The sequence below is a fragment of the Mycobacterium sp. NGS59 genome, from assembly GCF_059812345.1.
Genome location: NZ_JCALCN010000024.1, coordinates 15,032 through 31,133, shown reverse-complemented (window position 1 = coordinate 31,133; position 16,102 = coordinate 15,032). Strand labels below are relative to the sequence as shown.

The window sequence follows — 16,102 nt, the reverse complement described above, 5'->3', positions numbered from 1 at the left end:
CGACCGGAACCGATACGGTGGTTGTCGACAGCTCCTTGACCGGGCGATGCCGGCCCGCATGGACTGACGAAGGGACAGCGAAATGAGCTCAGGCACAGCCGGATCCGCCAAGCCGCACGGCGTCCTGGTCGGGGCCGACGGCTCGCCCGCGTCGAAAGTCGCCGTCGTCTGGGCGGCCCGTGCTGCGGCGTTGCGAAACGTTGCACTCACCGTCGTGCATGTGGTCAACGCGGACGTGGCGACGTGGCCGCCGATGCCCTACCCGGACACCTGGGCGGTCTGGCAGGAGGACGGCGGGCGCAAGATCGTCGCCGAAGCGGTCGAGGTCGCCCAAGCGGCCGTCCCGGACCGCGAACTCACTGTCCACAGCGAGCTGGTGTTCGCGACACCGGTGGCCACCATGGTCGAAATGTCAAAGGATGCAGAGCTTTTGGTGGTGGGCTCGTCCGGTCGGGGTGCGGCGGCCCGGCTGCTGCTCGGCTCGGTCAGTGCCAGTGTGGTGCGGCACGCGGACTGTCCCGTCGCCGTCGTCCACGACGAGGACCCGCTGATGCCCAACCCGCTCGGCGCTCCCGTCTTGCTGGGCATCGACGGTTCCCCCGCCTCGGAGGCGGCCACCGCGGTTGCGTTCGACGAAGCATCGCGGCGCGGCGTCGAACTGATCGCGTTGCACGCCTGGAGTGACCGCGAAGTGATCGAGCTTCCGGGCCTGGACTGGTCGCAGGTCAAAACTCAAGCCGAGATCAGCCTCGCCGAGCGGCTGGCCGGTTGGCAGGAACGCTATCCCGATGTCACCGTGCAACGGGTGGTGGTGTGCGACCAGCCGGCCCGCCAACTCGTCGAACGGTCGGAATCGGCTCAGCTCGTCGTGGTGGGCAGTCACGGGCGCGGCGCGATCGCGGGCGCGCTGCTGGGCTCGGTGAGCAACGCCCTTGTGCACTCGGCACGCATGCCGGTGATCGTGGCCCGGGGATAGCCGGGGGTTGAAACACGGCCACGTGGGAAACCACTGTCGCATGGCTGAATTCAGAGTTATCGACCCGCACGGCGAAGTCGTCGCGACCAAGGAGATCGAAAGCGCCGACGATGCCCACGCGTGGTTCGTCGACACGGTCGCCGACAATTCCGAGCTGGGTTGGCGGATGGAAGTGAACTCCGACGGCGAATGGTCGTTCTTCGACGACACCGAAGGCGCATCGAAGTAGGGTCAGGCCTGGCCCACGCGGGCGGAGGCGGTCAGTAGCAACTGGTCGAAGTCGCTCGCGACGGCACGGCGTGCGGGACCCCGCGGAAGTCTTCGACAATCTGCTAGGCCAACACCCGCAGCTTGACATTGGACTCGTGCATCTGCTGCAGCTGATTGGACCATTCCCAGCTCCGGTAGGCGAAGAGGAAACGAAACCAACCGCGGTCCGGGCGACGACCGGCAGCTAGGTCGCCGACCCGAACTGCGGGGTGTGATTAGGCGTTAATGACTTCGCGCTTGGTCTCGTCGTTGATCGCATGGTGCCCGTTGCCGCGACCGACGGAGATCTTGCGCGGCTTTGCCCGCTCGGCCACCGGTATGCGCAGTCGCAGCACGCCGCCGTCGTAGTTGGCTTCTATCCGCTCGGTGTCGAGATTCTCACCGAGGACCAGCTGACGGCTGAAGACGCCACGGGGCCGTTCGGCAGCCAACATCTCGCGGTCCGGGTCCACGCTTGGACGCTCGGCTCGCACGGTCACCACGTTGCGTTCGATGTCGATGTCAAGGGTGTCGGCGTCGACACCGGGAAGGTCGAACTCGACCACGAACTCTTCACCTTCGCGCCACGCGTCCATCGGCATCACCGCTGGCCGGGCGGCGGTTCCCAGCACCTGCTGGGCGAAGCGGTCCAGTTCACGGAACGGGTCAGTACGCATCAGCATGGCGGTCACCTCTCACTCCAATCTGTATTCTGGGCGACATAGTGATCTATGTCAGATGGCATAGATTTCTTATAACACCTTGGCTAGAAGATCGCAAGTGTGGTAAATAAGTTTTCTGTCGTATGACGGAGGGGACTACTGATGAGCGAGCGTCCTGGCGGCGCCGGAGCGCCGGCACCCGAGCACGGTGTGTACGGGATCTCCGTTGCCGCGGAACTCTCCGGCGTCGCGGTGCAGTCACTCCGCCTCTACGAGCGTCACGGCTTGGTCACCCCCGCCCGCAGCGATGGAGGAACACGGCGCTACAGCGCGCGCGACCTGGCCCGGTTGCAACGCATCAGCGCCCTGGTCGACGCCGGGGTCAACCTGGCCGGAATCGCACGGATCCTGAGCCTTGAAGACGACAACGCCGAACTGTCCGCGGCCAACACCGATCTGCGTTCGGCCAACCGTAGCCTGCGCAGCGCGGTACGGGACGCTCGCGACGACGGCCGACCGCCGGCGTGATCAGCCTCGGGCGACCACCCGAAATTGCTGCATGCTCTGATCCGCCGCGTCGGGCAGGTTCATGCCCGCTTCGACACCGGAGCGCAAGTAGTCGATGACGGCCTCGTTGAGACGCTCGCCGGGCACCACCGCCGGGATCCCGGGCGGATACGGGGTGATCTGCTCTGCGGCGATCCGGCCGGCGGCCTTCTCGGCGGGCACCATCTCGGCCGGCCCGAAAAACGCGTCGCGGGGAAGTTGCACCGAATCCAGCTGCAGCTCGTCGGGTGACGGCAGCCGGATCTGCGGTGGCTTCTCGAAATCGTCTGCGGCCCTGCGCCATTGGGTCATGGCAGACACCAGTCGCTCGGCGGTGTGCTCGTCGTCGGCAAACGACATCGTCGCCAGGATCCGGCGATGGTCACTCATCCCCACATCCACCTGGCAGTTCTCGCGCAGCCAGTCCGCGGCCTGGTACCCCGATGTCCCGGTGGCCGAGACGTCCATCAGGACCTGAGTCCGGTCCAGGTCCTTCGACGCCTCCTCGCCCAGCAACTCGTCTTCGAGCACCAGGACATCGGGGATGTCGGCGAGCCTGGCCCGCAAATTGTGGGCCAACTCGAGTTCGGCGCCCAGCAACTCCTGGCCGTGCTCGACCATCTGGCGGCGCCACCCGTCCAGCGCGGCGTAGATCATCACGTTGGGACTGGTGGTCATCAGCAGGTCGGCGCACGCCGAAAGATGCTGCCCATCGACCAGGTCCCCCTGCACGTGAAAGACCGATCCCTGCTCGAACCCGGCCCCCATCTTGTGCACGCTGACCACGCAGACGTCGGCGCCGGCATCCATCGCCCACGTCGGCAGGTCCTCGTGGAACGGCAAGTGCGCACCCCAGGCCTCGTCGAGGATCAGAGGCTTCCCGTAACTGTGACAAACCTCGGCGATGCCCTCGATGTCGGCGCAGGTGCCGTACGGACTCGGGCTGACGATCAGCGCACCGGCGGCGTCGGGGTGCTTTTCCCAGGCATCGCGCACCTGCTCCGGCGACGGGGGATGGGTGAAGTGGTGTGCATCGTCCCAGCGGGGTGTGATCCAGCACGGCCGCACCCCGGAGAAGATCAGCCCGGCAACGATCGACTTGTGGCTGTCGCGGGCTACCAGCAAGCCGCCCTCGGCACATCCGGCCACGGCCATCATCGCCGCTTTCACCGACAGCGAGCTACCGCAGGTGGAGAAGAACGCGGTATCGGCACCCACCGCGTGGGCCATCAATTCCTCGGCGCGCGAAAGGTATTTCCCGCGGCTGAGCCGGTCGTCGAGTCCGCCGCTGGCCAGCACGTCGCTGCGGAACGGGTCCTTGCCCAGGACTGCCAGCACCCGGTCGTCGGTTCCGGCGCCCTGTCGGTGACCGGGAGGGGTGAACCCGTAGCGGTTGTAGCGGTGATAGTCGAGTAAAGCGTCCAGCAGCGGTGCCTGCGACTGATCCATCCCGGACGGGTACCCTGCCCGGACGGCGCCTACCCGGCCAAGTTTTGTCGATCGATATGCGGGTATGAACCCCACCATGACCGACCCTGCGCTGGTTCCGCTGCGTGCCGTTGCCCTGGTGTGCAGCCTCAAGCCCAGTCCCGGGGAATCGAGCAGTGAACTGATGGCCAAGCACGTCACCGGGCAGCTGGGCAAAGCAGGCGTCGAATCCGAGTTGATCCGCTGCGTGGATCACAACATTCTGCCCGGTGTCGAGGACGACATGGGCGAGGGCGACGAGTGGCCCGGCATCCGTCGCAAGATCCTCGACGCCGACATCCTGCTGATCAGCACGCCCATCTGGCTCGGTCACCCCTCGAGCGTCACCCAACGTGTCCTGGAACGCCTCGATGCGGAGTTGTCCAATACCGACGACGACGGCAGACCGGCCATGGTCGGCAAGGTAGGCGTCGTCAGTGTGGTGGGTAACGAGGACGGTGCGCACAAGGTCATCGCGGACGTGTTCCAAGGGCTCAACGACATCGGCTTCAGCATTCCGGCCCAAGGCGGTACCTATTGGACCGGCCGCGCGATGGAGTCGGTCAATTACGACGACCTCGACGAGGTGCCCGATCCGGTGGCATCGACGACGGCGGCGCTGGCCCGCAACGCCGCCCACCTGGCCCGGGCGCTGAAGCAGCAGCGCTATCCGGCGTACGAAACGTAATCCATTCTCGTGCAAGGGTGTATCAAATGAGTGACGTGAGCGAGGCCGGTGCCGAGTTGATCGCGCGCGCCCAGCGGGAAGCCGACGAGTATCGCGGCGACGAGACGCGGCCGATGGCAGGGTACGTGGCGTCCATGACGGCTTACAGCCTGTTGGTGGTCGCGGCGACGGTACTGGCAGTCGCGACCGGGCGCCGGTTGCCGAATCGCTGGCGATTGCAGGATCTTGCCCTGGTCACGGTGGGTACCCACAAGCTGTCCCGGACGATCGCCAAGGACCCCGTCACCAGTCCGATTCGCGCGCCGTTCACGCAGTATGAGGGTGCCGGCGGGCCCGCCGAGGTCAACGAAGAAGCCCGGCACGACAGCCAGCTGCGTCACACCCTCGGCGAACTGCTGACCTGCCCGTTCTGCCTCGACATGTGGATCGCCACCGGCTTCGCGATCGGACTGATCTTCGCGCCCAAGTTCACCCGCCTGGTGGCCGGCACCTTCACCGCGCTGGCAGGGGCCGATTTCCTGCAACTGGCCTATACGATGGTGCAGCAGAAAGCCGAAAGTTCCTGAGTTCGAACAGAACCGAGGTGTGAGATGCCCAAGACCACGAAGAGCGGCGCGGTCAAGAAGGACGAAATTCCCGGCACGCTGCGCCGCTCCAGTGCCAAGGCGCAACGCACCTTCGCCAAAGCTCACGACGCGGCCGCCGAGCAGTACGGCAGCGAGGAGCGGGCGCACCGGGTCGCCTTTGCCGCGGTGAAGCACAGTTACGAGAAAGTCGGCGACCACTGGGAAGCCAAGGAACAACGCGGTCCCTCCGACGACCGAGCCGAGCGCGGTGGTCTGGCCAATCCGTTGCCCTCGCAGGAAGGCGTCGACGCCAACGCCAGCAAGAAACACCTGCTCGACATCGCGCGACGGCTGGACGTGTCCGGCCGGTCCAAGATGACGAAAGACGAACTGGTGGAAGCGATCAAGAAGGAAAACCGCCGGGCCACTCGGCGACGGTGAGGTCCGATGGCGACGGCACCGGCGGTGGGCGCGGAGAACTTCCTGCCCGACAACCACGCGCTGAGTTCCCTCGAACACGCGGCAAGCACCTGTCAGGGGTGTGCGCTGTATCAGGACGCCACGCAGACGGTGTTCGGGCACGGCCCCGGCGACGCACCGTTGATGCTGGTGGGCGAACAGCCTGGCGATCACGAGGACCAGCAGGGACTTCCGTTCGTCGGGCCGGCCGGTCGGCTGCTGCAGCGCGCGCTGGAGGATGCCGACATCGACCCTGATCGGACCTACAAGACCAACGCCGTCAAGCATTTCAAGTTCAGCCGGGAGGGCAAGCGGCGCATCCACCAGAAACCCGGCCGAATCGAAGTCGTCGCCTGTCAACCCTGGCTGTTGGCCGAGATCGAAGCGGTGCAACCGTCAGTGATCCTCTGCCTTGGCGCAACAGCCGCACAGTCGTTGTTGGGCAACAAGTTTCGGGTAACCGCCCAGCGCGGTGAACGCCTGCAACTGCCGGCAGCGCTCGGTATCGAGCTGGCACCGGAACCGGCGGTGATGGCGACGGTGCACCCGTCGGCGTTGTTGCGTGACCGCAGTGACCGTCGACAGCAGAACTACGACCTGTTCGTCGAAGACCTGCGCCGGGCGGGCGCGGGCCTGCGTTAGCCGCTCGGGTTCGTCGATGTTTCGGCCCAGCGCACTTGGGTAGTCGACCAGGATGAGCCTGCAACAGAAGGAAACCGCTGAGGAGATCTCCAATCAGAGCCTTCCGCAGACTGCGGACGACGGTGACGGACGGATCCGTGCCCGGCGTGGAGTGGTCAACTGGGTGCTCGCGCTCCTGACGGTTCCTGCCGCAGCGCTGATCATGATTTCGGCGGTCGGTGCGGCGATGAGCATGGCCGCATGCAGTTCGAACTGCCCCAACCTGGGTCCTAACGGCATCCTCTACGGCGTCTTGCTCTACGGCGCTCCGGTGATAGCGGGGTTGACGATCATCGTGTCCTTCTTCACCGCGTTGCGCCGGCGCGGATTCATCGTGCCCGTAGTCGGGTTGGCGTTGCTGCTCGCCGACTTCGCCGCCATCGCGCTGCTGTTCTGACGGCCTTGTCCGGCAACGAATCCGACGGCCGCGCGGCCGTCCTGTTCGATATCGACGGCACCCTCGTCGACTCCAATTACCTGCATGTCCAAGCCTGGCAGCGGGCTTTCGCCGAAGTCGGTGTGGGCGTGGAGACCTGGCGTGTCCACCGTTCGATCGGCATGGACGGCTCGACACTGGTCGAGTCGTTGTCCGACGACGCCCCCGACGACGTGCAATCGCGGCTCAAAGACCTGCACACGCGCTACTACAAAGATGCCGCACCGCTGTTGCGCCCGCTGCCCGGCGCCCGCGCGCTGCTGCAGCGGGTCGCCGACCTCGGGATCCAGGTAGTGTTCGCCACCTCGGCACCACCGGACGAATTAGCGATGCTGCGGAAGGTGCTCGACAGCGACGACCTGGTCGCGGCCGTCACCTCCGCAGACGACGTCGACACCGCCAAGCCGAAGCCGGACATCGTGGAAGTCGCCCTGCGCAAGGCCGGGGTCACGGCCGAGCGGGCTGTCTTCGTCGGCGACGCGGTCTGGGATGTCGAAGCGTGCGTGCGGGCCGAGCTGGCCTGCATCGGCGTGCTCAGCGGCGGGGTGTCCCGGGGAGAACTCGAAAACGCCGGTGCTATAGCGGTTTTCGAGAACACCGAAGAGTTGCTGCAGGAACTCGACGAGACGCCGATAGGCCGGTTGGCCAACTGAGACGAAAGGCCCGGTCCGTGCGGACCGGGCCTTTCGCTTCGAGCAACGAATTACTGGTTGGCCTTCTGGCGCTGTTCGGCTGCCTCCGCGCCACCGCGGGCGGATTCGGCCTCGGCCTCTTTCTTCGCCGCGTCACGCTGCGCGTCAGCCTTGTCCTGCTGCGCCTCGCCCTCGCGCTTCACGTCGTCGCGGCCGGTAACGGTCCCGATGACTTCCTTGGCCTTGCCCTTCACGCCCTCGACGACACCCTCGATGCCCTCCTGCGGGCCACTCTTCTCCGCCATGAATCCTCCTATTGCTCACTTGCTTCACATGGCGACTTCGCGCTGTTGATCGATTGCGCTCAGTCAACAGGGCCGGTCCAAAAACGCTTCCCCTGCTTGGTGAGGTGTTTCCGAATGCCGTGGCGGTCAAACCTGTGGGCTGTGTCACGTCGCCAACGGCACAGGCCCTACCGCGAGGATCGTATTCGCTTCTGGCTGAGCAGATATGGCGAGGCAATCATTTGCGCCGGTGTGGAAGGAATTCCTGGGCCTTGATCTTGACGCCCTCTTTGATGATGCCGAACGCATCCTCGTCACCGCGCAGCACGGCGCTGGCGGCGCTCTTCATCTGTTCGAAGGTCGCATGCGGCGGCACGGGTGGGATATCCGGGTCACAGTGCACGTCCAGCACCGTGGGCCTGTCGGCCCTCAGTGCCCGGTCCCAGGCGGGGGCGATCTGCTCGGGATCGGTCAACGTGGCGTACCCCAGCCCGAGGCTGGCCGCAAAACCGGCGTAGTCGACGTCGGGAAGCGTCTGGGACTCGGCGAACTTGGGTGCTCCGCCCATCGCGCGCATCTCCCAGGTGACCTGGTTGAGGTCATTGTTGTGCAACACCGCCACCACCAACCGCGGATCCGACCACTGTCTCCAGTAGTGCGCGATAGTGATCAGCTCGGCCAACCCGTTCATCTGCATCGCGCCCGTCGCCGGAGAACGCGATCACCGGCCGGTCCGGTCGGGCGAACTTGGCCCCGATGGCGTAGGGGACTGCCGGACCCATGGTGGCCAGCGTGCCGGACAACGACCCGCGCATGTTGCCGCGGAACTTCAGTTGCCGCGCATACCAATTCGCCGCGGAACCCGAGTCGGCGGTGACGATCGCATTGTCCGGCAGTTGGGGTGACAGTTCGGCGAACAGTCGCATCGGATTGATCGGATCGGCGGACACGCCAGCCTCCATCGCCATCGTCTCCCACCACCGACCCACGTTGGCTTCGATTTTGTCCCGCCACGAACGATCGGTCTTGCGTTGCAGCAGCGGCAATAACGCCCGCACGGTCGCTGCCGCGTCACCGACGAGGTTCACTTCGTTCGGATAACGCATCCCGATCAACGTCGGATCGATGTCGATCTGCACGCCGCGAGCCTGGCCGTAGGGCGGCAGGAACTGCGAGTAGGGGAAGCTGGACCCGATCGTCAGCAAGGTGTCGCAGTCGCGCATCATTTCATAACTCGGGCGGGTGCCCAGTAACCCGATAGACCCTGTCACCCAAGGCAATTCGTCGGACAGCACGTCCTTGCCCAGCAACGCCTTGGCGACGCCGGCGCCCAGCACGTCGGCGAGTTCGGTGACTTCGGCGACCGCGCCGCGGGCGCCGCAACCGGCCAGCATCGCCACGCGCTCGCCCGCGTTGAGGACGTCGGCGGCTTGCTGCAGACCCTGCGGCGACGGCTCCACCACGGGTTGTTCGAATCCCAGACTCGACGGCACCATCTTGAACTCGTGTGCCGGCGGTGAATATTCGAGGTCCTGCACATCGGCGGGAATGATGAGTGCGGTCGGCGCGCGCCTGGTCAGCGCGGTGCGGATGGCGCGGTCCAGCACGTTGGGCAGTTGCTCGGGCACGGTGACCATCTGCAGGTAATCGCTGGCGACGTCCTTGAACAGGCTCATCAAGTCGACCTCCTGCTGGTAGGAGCCACCCATCGCGGAGCGGTTCGTCTGCCCGACGATCGCCAGCGCCGGGACCCGGTCCAGTTTGGCGTCGTAGAGGCCGTTGAGCAGGTGGATCGCACCGGGACCGGAGGTCGCCGCGCAAACCCCTAGTCCGCCAGCGAATTTCGCGTAACCGACCGCTTCGAACGCAGCCATTTCCTCGTGCCGGGCCTGGATGAACATCGGTTTGTTGTCCGCCCGGCCCCACGCCGCCAGCAGGCCGTTAATCCCGTCGCCCGGGTAGGCGAAGACTTTGTCCACCCGCCACTCACGCAGTCGTTGCAGTATGAAGTCGCCGACCTCCATGGCTGCCATCAGACACCCTCCCTGTTTCGCGTCTTCGGTCGCGTTTACCCATTTGGCCAGGATGTGAACGCGCCGCGATGTTTGACCAGGCGATTTCGGGGAATGCCTGATGCCTCTCGGGCAAGGAGCTGAAGCGCATGTTTGTGGTCAACGCCGTGGTCAGGATGGTGGACTTCTTGCGGGCCGCGTACCCGCAGGGCGTTCCGTCGACCGATACCTTCCCGGTCTTGGCGGTGTTGCCACACCGGCTGTCGCATGCCGAACTCGCCCCGGCCGGCCGGGGAAGCCTCGCGGACGTTCCAGCCACGGCATAACCCGGTCACGTCGCGTCCGGCGTGAATCCTGGGCTTTGAACGTGAATCCTGGGCGTTGAACGTGAATCCTGGGCGTTGAACGTGAATCCTTGGCTTTGAACGTGAATCCTTGGCTTTGAACGTGAATCCTTGGCGTTGAGGGTGAAGCCTGGGCGGGATCTCGTCGATTCTTCCGCCGTGGCTTCACCCCGAAAGCCGTCAGTGCACAATCAACGCTGCCAGCCACGGCATGACCCGGTCACGTCGCGTCCGGCGTGAATCCTGGGCTTTGAGGGTGAAGCCTTGGCGTTGAGGGTGAAGCCTGGGCGGGATCTCGTCGATTCTTCCGCCGTGGCTTCACCCCGAAAGCCGTCAGTGCACAATCAACGGCCAGGCTTCACCCTGAAAGCCCTCATTGCACAATCAACGCCGAGGATTCACCCCCGAAGGCGTGGCATGTCGCAAGCCGCCCCCTGCGATGCTGACGCCTCGGCCAATCAAGGGCCTGACCGCGAACATCACTCACGGGATGTCGGGCGCTGCCATCCTGCGGACCAGCGCGGCCGCGCGCACGTCGTCACCGACGGTGAACTGCATGCGCACCGCATCGTCGCCGACGTGGTAACGGATGGTCAGGTCTTCGCCGTATTTGATCGGACTGCGGTATTCGAGCACCGCGCGGTAGGGGCGTTGCTCCAATTCGGGTACCAGGCCGAGGATTTCGTGTACACCATGCCAGTAGATCGTGTTGTTGACATGCTCGAACAGGTCGATATCGGTGCGGCGCAACGGAAACGGGATCACCTCGGCGTCGTGGATCGGCGCGGTGAGCCAGGGGCGCCATTTGAGGCGGTGGTCGTCGGTGGTGCTGCCGAAGCGCGCGACGCAGTCGTCGGACAGGCGCGAAGGCGTCAACGTGTCCTTGTTCATGCAGATCCAGAAGCCGGCTGTCTCGATCCGGCCGCCCTGGGCGCCGATCAGCTGCACCCGCATGTTGCACCATCTGCTGGAAAGCCCTGCGCACCAACGGCGGAAGACGATCTCGCTGGGTATCTCGATCGGCTCGAGGACGTCTATCACCGTGCGTAGCACGATCCAATGCGGATGAACTTCGGCCAGTTGCGCATCATTGAGATGCTCGGCCCCGACTTCCTGGATGTAGCGTGCGACGCCGTCCAGCCGTAGCCGCCGGTGCTCGTCGATGTCGGACGTGCCCAGCCGCCAGCCGGTTCGATACACGTAACCCTGGTCCGGGACGTCGACCAGCGGCAGCTCTGCATCGGGATGACAGGACGGCTCACTCATTGCTGACCTCGCTGAGCAACTTCTCCAGCTGTTCGCCCGCGGCATTGAGTTTGGACTGGAACATCGAAACCACCCGCTCGCGCACCCGCGGCTTGTGCGACAGCGGCGGCAACAATTCGGCGAGCAGATTCAGCCGCGCCGCGGCGAGCCAGTCGGTCAGCTCGGAATCGTCGAGCCAGCGGGAAAAATTCAGCAGATCCGACCGGGTGAGCCGCAACCAGTCCACGTCCCGGTCCGGGTGCGGAATCGGTTCGCACAGTTCGTTTTTCACCACATCGTCGGTGTAGGCGAACTCGCAGTGGGCGATGAACGCGGCACTGAATACCTGCTGGCATCCGCGCACCGCCTGCAGCGTCATGCGGTCGCCGTCGAACACCGGCACCGCCGGGCGTTCCGGCGCGCCGTCGGCGGTGCAGTCGATGTAGAGGGCCGACGGGGACGCGGTGACCGACCCGCCGTCCAGCACGATGGTGTCCGGTTCGATGCGTTGGACGTGGCCGAGCCGCACGACGTCCTCGATGCGGCGGAGCTGGTCGTACTCGGGTTGCGACACGGTCGCGCACCGGTACATGGTGGGCCGGACCGAGCCGTCGAAGCGGAGCAACGTGCCCGCGGCCTCCAACCGGCCGAACAAGTCCTCGACCGACGACGCGGCGTCGATCGCTTCGAGGGTCGCGCCGTAGTTGTCCCGGAACTTCTTGATGAACGTGGGCCCCGGCTGCAGGGTGACCCGGTCGATCAGCCACGAGTCGCGCGGCATGATCCAGGTCAACCGCTGCGGGCTCACCCCGTTGCGCAGCAGCCACAGGCAGACATCCATCCCGGTTTTTCCGGCGCCGACGATCACGTACCGTTCCCGTGCCGCGAACTTGGGTAGCTCGTTGGGCGGGATGCAATCGACGCCGGGGGCGACGGCGTAGGGCGCGGGCCGCATGGACGGCACCACGGCGCGCAGGTAGGTGGCATCCACGACGCGGCGCGCGACGTTGACGACGTATTCGTCGCCCGCCAGCGTCCGGAACCGGCCTTCGCCAAGATATTCGGTCATCGGGAAGTACTCGACCCGCCCCGAGGGCAGGAACTGTTGCTGCATGACGGCGTCGAAGTAGGCGCAGATCTCGCCGACGGGTGCCAGTTCGTTCAGTCCCTGATTCCACCCCACGCTGTCGATGGTGTTGTTGCCCAGCGCTCTTGAGTTCACCCCGTAGTAGGCCGACGGCTGGTGCAGCCGCACGAACGGGTAGGCGGTGGTCCAATGCCCGCCGGGCTGGTGTGCCCGATCGACCATCACGACGCGCGCCTCGGACTCGGCGATCAGCGTATCGGTGAACGCCATCCCCATGGCTCCGGCACCGATCACCAGATAGTCGGTGTCCAAAGTTTGGACACTCATCGCGCGTCCGCTCCCATTCGCCCTCCCTATTGCGGCAACCGTTGCGCCACGATAGCGCCTGACCCGGGTAAGTTCCCGTAGATGGGCGCCGATCTCACCGTCGCGATCGAGGACGGTGTCGCGCTGTTGACCCTGAACCGGCCCGAACGACGCAACGCCTACACCGCCGAGATGGGCGCGCTGCTCAACCGCGCGTACCGGCAGTGCGACGAGGACGACGCGGTGCGCGCGATCGTGCTCACCGGCGCCGGGGACGCGTTTTGCGTCGGTGCCGACTTTGCCGCCGAAACCAGCCCGTTCGATGCGCCGTCGGGCGAATCCGCTTTCACCGCATCTCCGACCGACCCCGCGGCTTTCGAACTGCGCACTCCCGTCATTGCCGCCGTCAACGGGCACGCCATCGGCATCGGCCTGACGATCGCGCTGCAGGCCGATATCCGGATCATGGCCGATGACGCCAAATACGCGGTGGCACAAGTTCGTCGGGGTGTCATACCGGACTGCATGTCGCACTGGACGCTGCCGCATCTGGCGGGCGCGGCCGTCGCGGCGGACTTGCTGTTGACCGGCCGAACGTTCGACGGAAAAGAGGCGGTGGCAATGGGTCTGGCCACGCGCGCACTGCCGGCCGTCGAGGTCCTGGACCATGCGATGACGGTGGCGCGCGATATCGCGGTGAACGTGGCGCCGATGTCGGCTGCGCTGAGCAAACGCCTGCTGTGGGACACCGTGATCAACGGCTACCCCCCGCGCCGTGTCGCCGACCTGGAAACACGGCTGCATCACCTGGTGATGGGCAGCGCGGACGCCCGGGAGGGCGTGGAGGCGTTCCTGCAGCGCCGCACCCCACGCTGGAGCGGCTCGGGAAGGATGAACGGGTGACGAGCTGGAGAAGTCGGGCGCTGCCGGCGCTCCTTCGGTTCACGGGACGGACCCGCCCCTACGCCAGCGCCGAGACGGCCCGCGCGCACATCGAGCAGCGCGCCGAGCATCGGCAGCTTTTCGGCCCGCCCCCTCGGTTACGGCGCGACGTATCGCTGGCCTTCCAACACGGGTCGGGATGGCCCACGTACACCTTGACACCCAAGCGAGGCAGGAATGGTCCGTCCCAACGAACGGTGATCTACCTGCACGGCGGCGCGTGGGTGAACGAAATCGCCAGTCAGCATTGGCGTTTGGCGGTGCAGATCGCAGCCGAAGCCTACGCGAAGGTGATCGTTCCCATCTATCCGTTGGTGCCGTTCGCCACCGCCGTCGACGTCGTGCCGCAGGTGGTGGCGATGGTGACGCACAGCATGAGCGCGGGACAAAGCGTGTGTCTGGCCGGTGATTCCGCCGGCGGCCAGATCGCGTTGTCCGCGGCATTGCTGCTGCGCGACGACCACCATGTCACCCTTCCGCAAACCGTCCTGATCTCGCCGGTCGTCGACCTCTCGCTGACCAACCCGCTGATCGGTGCCGTCGACGACCCGTGGTTGGGCCGCGATGCCCTGCACGTGTTCGCCGAGCGGTGGCGTGGCGAACTTGCGGTGGACGATCCGCGGGTGAGCCCGCTGGCGGCCGAACTGAGCGGGCTGGGGCCGATCACGCTGTTCACCGGCACCCGCGACATGCTTAACCCGGACGCCCGGCTGCTCGCCGAAAAGGCAACTGCGGCAGGCGTAGAAGTCGATTTTCACGAACAGCCGGGTTTGCTGCACGTCTATCCGCTGACACCCACGCCGGAGGGTCGTGCCGCGCGGGCCGTGATCGTCGAGCGGCTGGGTCGGCCATGACTTCCGACGAGCAGTACTACGACCTCGGCAGCTACGGTCGTCGGGTCGGGACCGCAGTCGCGGAGTCGCAGACCTGGTTCGACCGCGGCCTGGTATGGGCGTATGCGTTCAACCATGAAGAGGCGATCCGCTGCTTCGAGCGCGCTCTGCGGGCCGACCCGGATCTGGCCATCGCCCGCTGGGGAATCGCCTACTCGATCGGACCCAACTACAACAAAGCCTGGGAAGCCTTCGATCCGCTGGATCGGAAAGCCTCGTTGGCTCGTGCGCGTGCCGAACTAAGCCGGGCGGCAGGGGGGCGGCTCAGCGAGGTCGAACGCTGCCTGATCGGCGCGCTGTGGGCTCGTTTCCCCACCGGCAACCCGGACAACACCGATGCGCTGGAAGCCGGGGCCGTCGGCTATGCCGACGCGATGAAAGTGCTCGCCGCGGCTTACCCGCACGACCTGGACATCCAGGCGCTGACCGCCGATGCACTGCTCAACGTCACCCCGTGGGCGCTGTGGGACACCAGCACCGGGGAACCCGCGGCGGGCTCGCGTGTAGTCGAAGCCCGCGGAATTCTCGAGCGGGCGCTGGCCGGGGCGGCCGGCCGGGCACATCCCGGCATCCTGCACCTGTACCTGCACGCGATGGAGATGTCGCCGACGCCGGAGGTGGCGTTGCCGGCTGCCGACCTGCTGCGCGACCTGGTTCCCGATGCCGGGCACCTGCGGCACATGCCCAGCCACATCGACGTGCTGTGCGGTGACTACGGCAACTCCGTGGCTGCCAATGTTGCCGCCGTGCAAGCGGATCGACGATTCGTCGAGCGCGCGGGACCGCTGAACTTCTACTCGCTGTACCGCGCGCACGACCTGCATTTCATCGTGTATTCCGCGATGTTCCAGGGCAAGTCGCGAATCGCTCTTAGCGCCGCCGACGAGCTCGCCGGGCAGCTGACGCCGGAGTTGCTGACGATCGACTCGCCGCCGATGGCCGACTGGTTGGAGGCGTTCGTGCCTCTTCGGACCCATGTGCTGGTGCGGTTCGGTCGCTGGGCGGAGTTGATCGCGCAACCCCTGCCCGAGAACCCGGACCTGTATTGCACCACCGCGGCCACCATGCGCTACGGGCGCGGTATCGCGCTGGCGGCGACCGGACGGCTCGCGCAGGCCGAAGAAGAACGTGCCGCATTCGGCGAAGCGTATGCCCGCATACCGGAGTCCCGATACCTGTTCAACAACACCAGCCGCGACATCCTGGCGGTGGCCGCAGCCATGCTCGACGGTGAGATCGACTACCGCGCAGGGCGTTACGACGAAGCATTCGGCCACCTGCGACACGCCGTCGACCTCGACGACGCCCTGCCGTATGACGAGCCATGGGCCTGGATGCAGCCCACCCGGCACGCGTACGGGGCGCTGCTGCTCGAACAGGGGCACGTCGAAGAGGCGGCCGCGGTGTACGCCGCCGACCTCGGGCTGGACCCGACGCTGGCCAGGTGCTGTCAGCATCCCGGCAACGTGTGGAGTCTGCACGGCTACCGCGAATGCCTGAACCGATTGGGCCGCAACGACGAAGCCCGCATCGTCGATCAGCAATTCAGGCTTGCCGCCGCCCGCGCCGACGTACCGATCCGGGCCTCATGCGCGTGCCGGCTGGACGCGTGCTGCGAATGAGCGCG

General features: G+C 66.0%; 18 protein-coding genes and 1 pseudogene. 13 read left to right on the top strand and 6 right to left on the bottom strand.

The window, feature by feature from the left end; genetic code table 11:
• Positions 1 to 82: 82 nt before the first annotated feature.
• Complete coding sequence (locus AC5Y46_RS21370; RefSeq protein ID WP_499945946.1) at positions 83 to 976, top strand: universal stress protein; 894 nt, start codon at positions 83 to 85, stop codon at positions 974 to 976.
• A 40-nt stretch (positions 977 to 1,016) separates the two neighbouring features.
• A complete protein-coding gene (locus AC5Y46_RS21365) occupies positions 1,017 to 1,205 on the top strand; it encodes a hypothetical protein (RefSeq protein ID WP_499945945.1) in 189 nt (62 codons plus the stop codon).
• Between the two features lie 256 nt (positions 1,206 to 1,461).
• On the opposite strand, the gene AC5Y46_RS21360 is transcribed toward AC5Y46_RS21365, so the two are convergent.
• A complete protein-coding gene (locus AC5Y46_RS21360; RefSeq protein WP_499945944.1) occupies positions 1,462 to 1,908 on the bottom strand; it encodes an Hsp20/alpha crystallin family protein in 447 nt (148 codons plus the stop codon).
• Positions 1,909 to 2,049: 141 nt separating this feature from the next.
• On the opposite strand from AC5Y46_RS21360, the gene AC5Y46_RS21355 reads away from it, so the two are divergent.
• On the top strand, positions 2,050 to 2,415 hold the full coding sequence (locus tag AC5Y46_RS21355; protein WP_499945943.1) for a MerR family transcriptional regulator: 366 nt from the start codon (positions 2,050 to 2,052) through the stop codon (positions 2,413 to 2,415).
• Here the strand turns inward: AC5Y46_RS21355 and AC5Y46_RS21350 are convergent, their stop codons facing one another.
• Complete coding sequence (locus tag AC5Y46_RS21350) at positions 2,416 to 3,882, bottom strand: aminotransferase class I/II-fold pyridoxal phosphate-dependent enzyme (RefSeq protein ID WP_499945942.1); 1,467 nt, start codon at positions 3,880 to 3,882, stop codon at positions 2,416 to 2,418.
• A 76-nt stretch (positions 3,883 to 3,958) separates the two neighbouring features.
• On the opposite strand from AC5Y46_RS21350, the gene AC5Y46_RS21345 reads away from it, so the two are divergent.
• From AC5Y46_RS21345 to AC5Y46_RS21320, 6 genes are read left to right on the top strand one after another with little or no spacing between them, the layout of a single operon-like run.
• A complete protein-coding gene (locus AC5Y46_RS21345; RefSeq protein WP_499945941.1) occupies positions 3,959 to 4,588 on the top strand; it encodes a flavodoxin family protein in 630 nt (209 codons plus the stop codon).
• Positions 4,589 to 4,614: 26 nt separating this feature from the next.
• Positions 4,615 to 5,154 carry a DUF1360 domain-containing protein gene (locus AC5Y46_RS21340; RefSeq protein WP_499945940.1) on the top strand — a complete coding sequence of 180 codons (540 nt, stop codon included), beginning with the start codon at positions 4,615 to 4,617 and terminating at the stop codon, positions 5,152 to 5,154.
• Positions 5,155 to 5,178: 24 nt separating this feature from the next.
• Positions 5,179 to 5,595 carry a ChaB family protein gene (locus tag AC5Y46_RS21335; protein ID WP_499945939.1) on the top strand — a complete coding sequence of 139 codons (417 nt, stop codon included), beginning with the start codon at positions 5,179 to 5,181 and terminating at the stop codon, positions 5,593 to 5,595.
• Between the two features lie 6 nt (positions 5,596 to 5,601).
• Positions 5,602 to 6,255, top strand: a complete 654-nt coding sequence (locus AC5Y46_RS21330; protein ID WP_499945938.1) for a UdgX family uracil-DNA binding protein — start codon at positions 5,602 to 5,604, stop codon at positions 6,253 to 6,255.
• 52 nt (positions 6,256 to 6,307) lie between these two features.
• Positions 6,308 to 6,691, top strand: a complete 384-nt coding sequence (locus AC5Y46_RS21325) for a hypothetical protein (RefSeq protein WP_499945937.1) — start codon at positions 6,308 to 6,310, stop codon at positions 6,689 to 6,691.
• 5 nt (positions 6,692 to 6,696) lie between these two features.
• The gene (locus AC5Y46_RS21320) at positions 6,697 to 7,383 is read left to right on the top strand and encodes an HAD family hydrolase (RefSeq protein ID WP_499992920.1); all 687 of its coding nucleotides are present in this window, start codon (positions 6,697 to 6,699) and stop codon (positions 7,381 to 7,383) included.
• 50 nt (positions 7,384 to 7,433) lie between these two features.
• Here the strand turns inward: AC5Y46_RS21320 and mbp1 are convergent, their stop codons facing one another.
• Entirely contained in the window at positions 7,434 to 7,667 is a 234-nt protein-coding gene (gene mbp1, locus AC5Y46_RS21315; RefSeq protein WP_499945935.1) for a microaggregate-binding protein 1, read from the bottom strand.
• Positions 7,668 to 7,884: 217 nt separating this feature from the next.
• Positions 7,885 to 9,679 (bottom strand): annotated as a pseudogene (locus AC5Y46_RS21310) (thiamine pyrophosphate-requiring protein).
• A 128-nt stretch (positions 9,680 to 9,807) separates the two neighbouring features.
• Here AC5Y46_RS21310 and AC5Y46_RS21305 point away from each other — a divergent pair.
• Positions 9,808 to 9,984, top strand: a complete 177-nt coding sequence (locus AC5Y46_RS21305; RefSeq protein WP_499945934.1) for a DUF3349 domain-containing protein — start codon at positions 9,808 to 9,810, stop codon at positions 9,982 to 9,984.
• Positions 9,985 to 10,485: 501 nt separating this feature from the next.
• Here AC5Y46_RS21305 and AC5Y46_RS21300 read toward each other — a convergent pair.
• Together AC5Y46_RS21300 and AC5Y46_RS21295 are read right to left on the bottom strand one after the other, a co-directional pair.
• Positions 10,486 to 11,268 carry an acyl-[acyl-carrier-protein] thioesterase gene (locus tag AC5Y46_RS21300; RefSeq protein ID WP_499945933.1) on the bottom strand — a complete coding sequence of 261 codons (783 nt, stop codon included), beginning with the start codon at positions 11,266 to 11,268 and terminating at the stop codon, positions 10,486 to 10,488.
• Positions 11,261 to 12,661, bottom strand: coding sequence for an NAD(P)-binding protein (locus tag AC5Y46_RS21295; protein ID WP_499945932.1), 1,401 nt, complete (start codon positions 12,659 to 12,661; stop codon positions 11,261 to 11,263). The genes AC5Y46_RS21300 and AC5Y46_RS21295 overlap by 8 nt, the downstream gene beginning before the upstream one ends.
• Before the next feature lie 81 nt (positions 12,662 to 12,742).
• Here AC5Y46_RS21295 and AC5Y46_RS21290 point away from each other — a divergent pair, with 81 nt between their 5' ends.
• Genes AC5Y46_RS21290 through AC5Y46_RS21280 form a run of 3 tightly spaced genes read left to right on the top strand, consistent with a single transcriptional unit; the run spans position 12,743 to position 16,097 of the window.
• On the top strand, positions 12,743 to 13,543 hold the full coding sequence (locus tag AC5Y46_RS21290) for an enoyl-CoA hydratase/isomerase family protein (protein WP_499945931.1): 801 nt from the start codon (positions 12,743 to 12,745) through the stop codon (positions 13,541 to 13,543).
• Complete coding sequence (locus AC5Y46_RS21285; protein WP_499945930.1) at positions 13,540 to 14,436, top strand: alpha/beta hydrolase; 897 nt, start codon at positions 13,540 to 13,542, stop codon at positions 14,434 to 14,436. Before AC5Y46_RS21290 ends, AC5Y46_RS21285 begins: the two co-directional genes overlap by 4 nt.
• Positions 14,433 to 16,097 (top strand): tetratricopeptide repeat protein, encoded by a 1,665-nt coding sequence (locus tag AC5Y46_RS21280; RefSeq protein ID WP_499945929.1) that lies wholly within the window; start codon positions 14,433 to 14,435, stop codon positions 16,095 to 16,097. The genes AC5Y46_RS21285 and AC5Y46_RS21280 overlap by 4 nt, the downstream gene beginning before the upstream one ends.
• The last annotated feature ends 5 nt before the right edge of the window (positions 16,098 to 16,102 follow it).

What these genes read in the sequence shown, in the direction of transcription:
- AC5Y46_RS21295 (WP_499945932.1), bottom strand. Translation starts at nt 12,661, where the DNA reads ATGAGTGTCCAAACTTTGGACACCGACTATCTGGTGATCGGTGCCGGA.
- AC5Y46_RS21350 (WP_499945942.1), bottom strand. Translation starts at nt 3,882, where the DNA reads ATGGATCAGTCGCAGGCACCGCTGCTGGACGCTTTACTCGACTATCAC.
- AC5Y46_RS21325 (WP_499945937.1), top strand. Translation starts at nt 6,308, where the DNA reads ATGAGCCTGCAACAGAAGGAAACCGCTGAGGAGATCTCCAATCAGAGC.
- AC5Y46_RS21305 (WP_499945934.1), top strand. Translation starts at nt 9,808, where the DNA reads ATGTTTGTGGTCAACGCCGTGGTCAGGATGGTGGACTTCTTGCGGGCC.
- AC5Y46_RS21335 (WP_499945939.1), top strand. Translation starts at nt 5,179, where the DNA reads ATGCCCAAGACCACGAAGAGCGGCGCGGTCAAGAAGGACGAAATTCCC.
- AC5Y46_RS21345 (WP_499945941.1), top strand. Translation starts at nt 3,959, where the DNA reads ATGACCGACCCTGCGCTGGTTCCGCTGCGTGCCGTTGCCCTGGTGTGC.
- AC5Y46_RS21360 (WP_499945944.1), bottom strand. Translation starts at nt 1,908, where the DNA reads ATGCTGATGCGTACTGACCCGTTCCGTGAACTGGACCGCTTCGCCCAG.
- AC5Y46_RS21340 (WP_499945940.1), top strand. Translation starts at nt 4,615, where the DNA reads ATGAGTGACGTGAGCGAGGCCGGTGCCGAGTTGATCGCGCGCGCCCAG.
- AC5Y46_RS21330 (WP_499945938.1), top strand. Translation starts at nt 5,602, where the DNA reads ATGGCGACGGCACCGGCGGTGGGCGCGGAGAACTTCCTGCCCGACAAC.
- AC5Y46_RS21280 (WP_499945929.1), top strand. Translation starts at nt 14,433, where the DNA reads ATGACTTCCGACGAGCAGTACTACGACCTCGGCAGCTACGGTCGTCGG.
- AC5Y46_RS21290 (WP_499945931.1), top strand. Translation starts at nt 12,743, where the DNA reads ATGGGCGCCGATCTCACCGTCGCGATCGAGGACGGTGTCGCGCTGTTG.
- mbp1 (WP_499945935.1), bottom strand. Translation starts at nt 7,667, where the DNA reads ATGGCGGAGAAGAGTGGCCCGCAGGAGGGCATCGAGGGTGTCGTCGAG.
- AC5Y46_RS21370 (WP_499945946.1), top strand. Translation starts at nt 83, where the DNA reads ATGAGCTCAGGCACAGCCGGATCCGCCAAGCCGCACGGCGTCCTGGTC.
- AC5Y46_RS21365 (WP_499945945.1), top strand. Translation starts at nt 1,017, where the DNA reads ATGGCTGAATTCAGAGTTATCGACCCGCACGGCGAAGTCGTCGCGACC.
- AC5Y46_RS21300 (WP_499945933.1), bottom strand. Translation starts at nt 11,268, where the DNA reads ATGAGTGAGCCGTCCTGTCATCCCGATGCAGAGCTGCCGCTGGTCGAC.
- AC5Y46_RS21355 (WP_499945943.1), top strand. Translation starts at nt 2,050, where the DNA reads ATGAGCGAGCGTCCTGGCGGCGCCGGAGCGCCGGCACCCGAGCACGGT.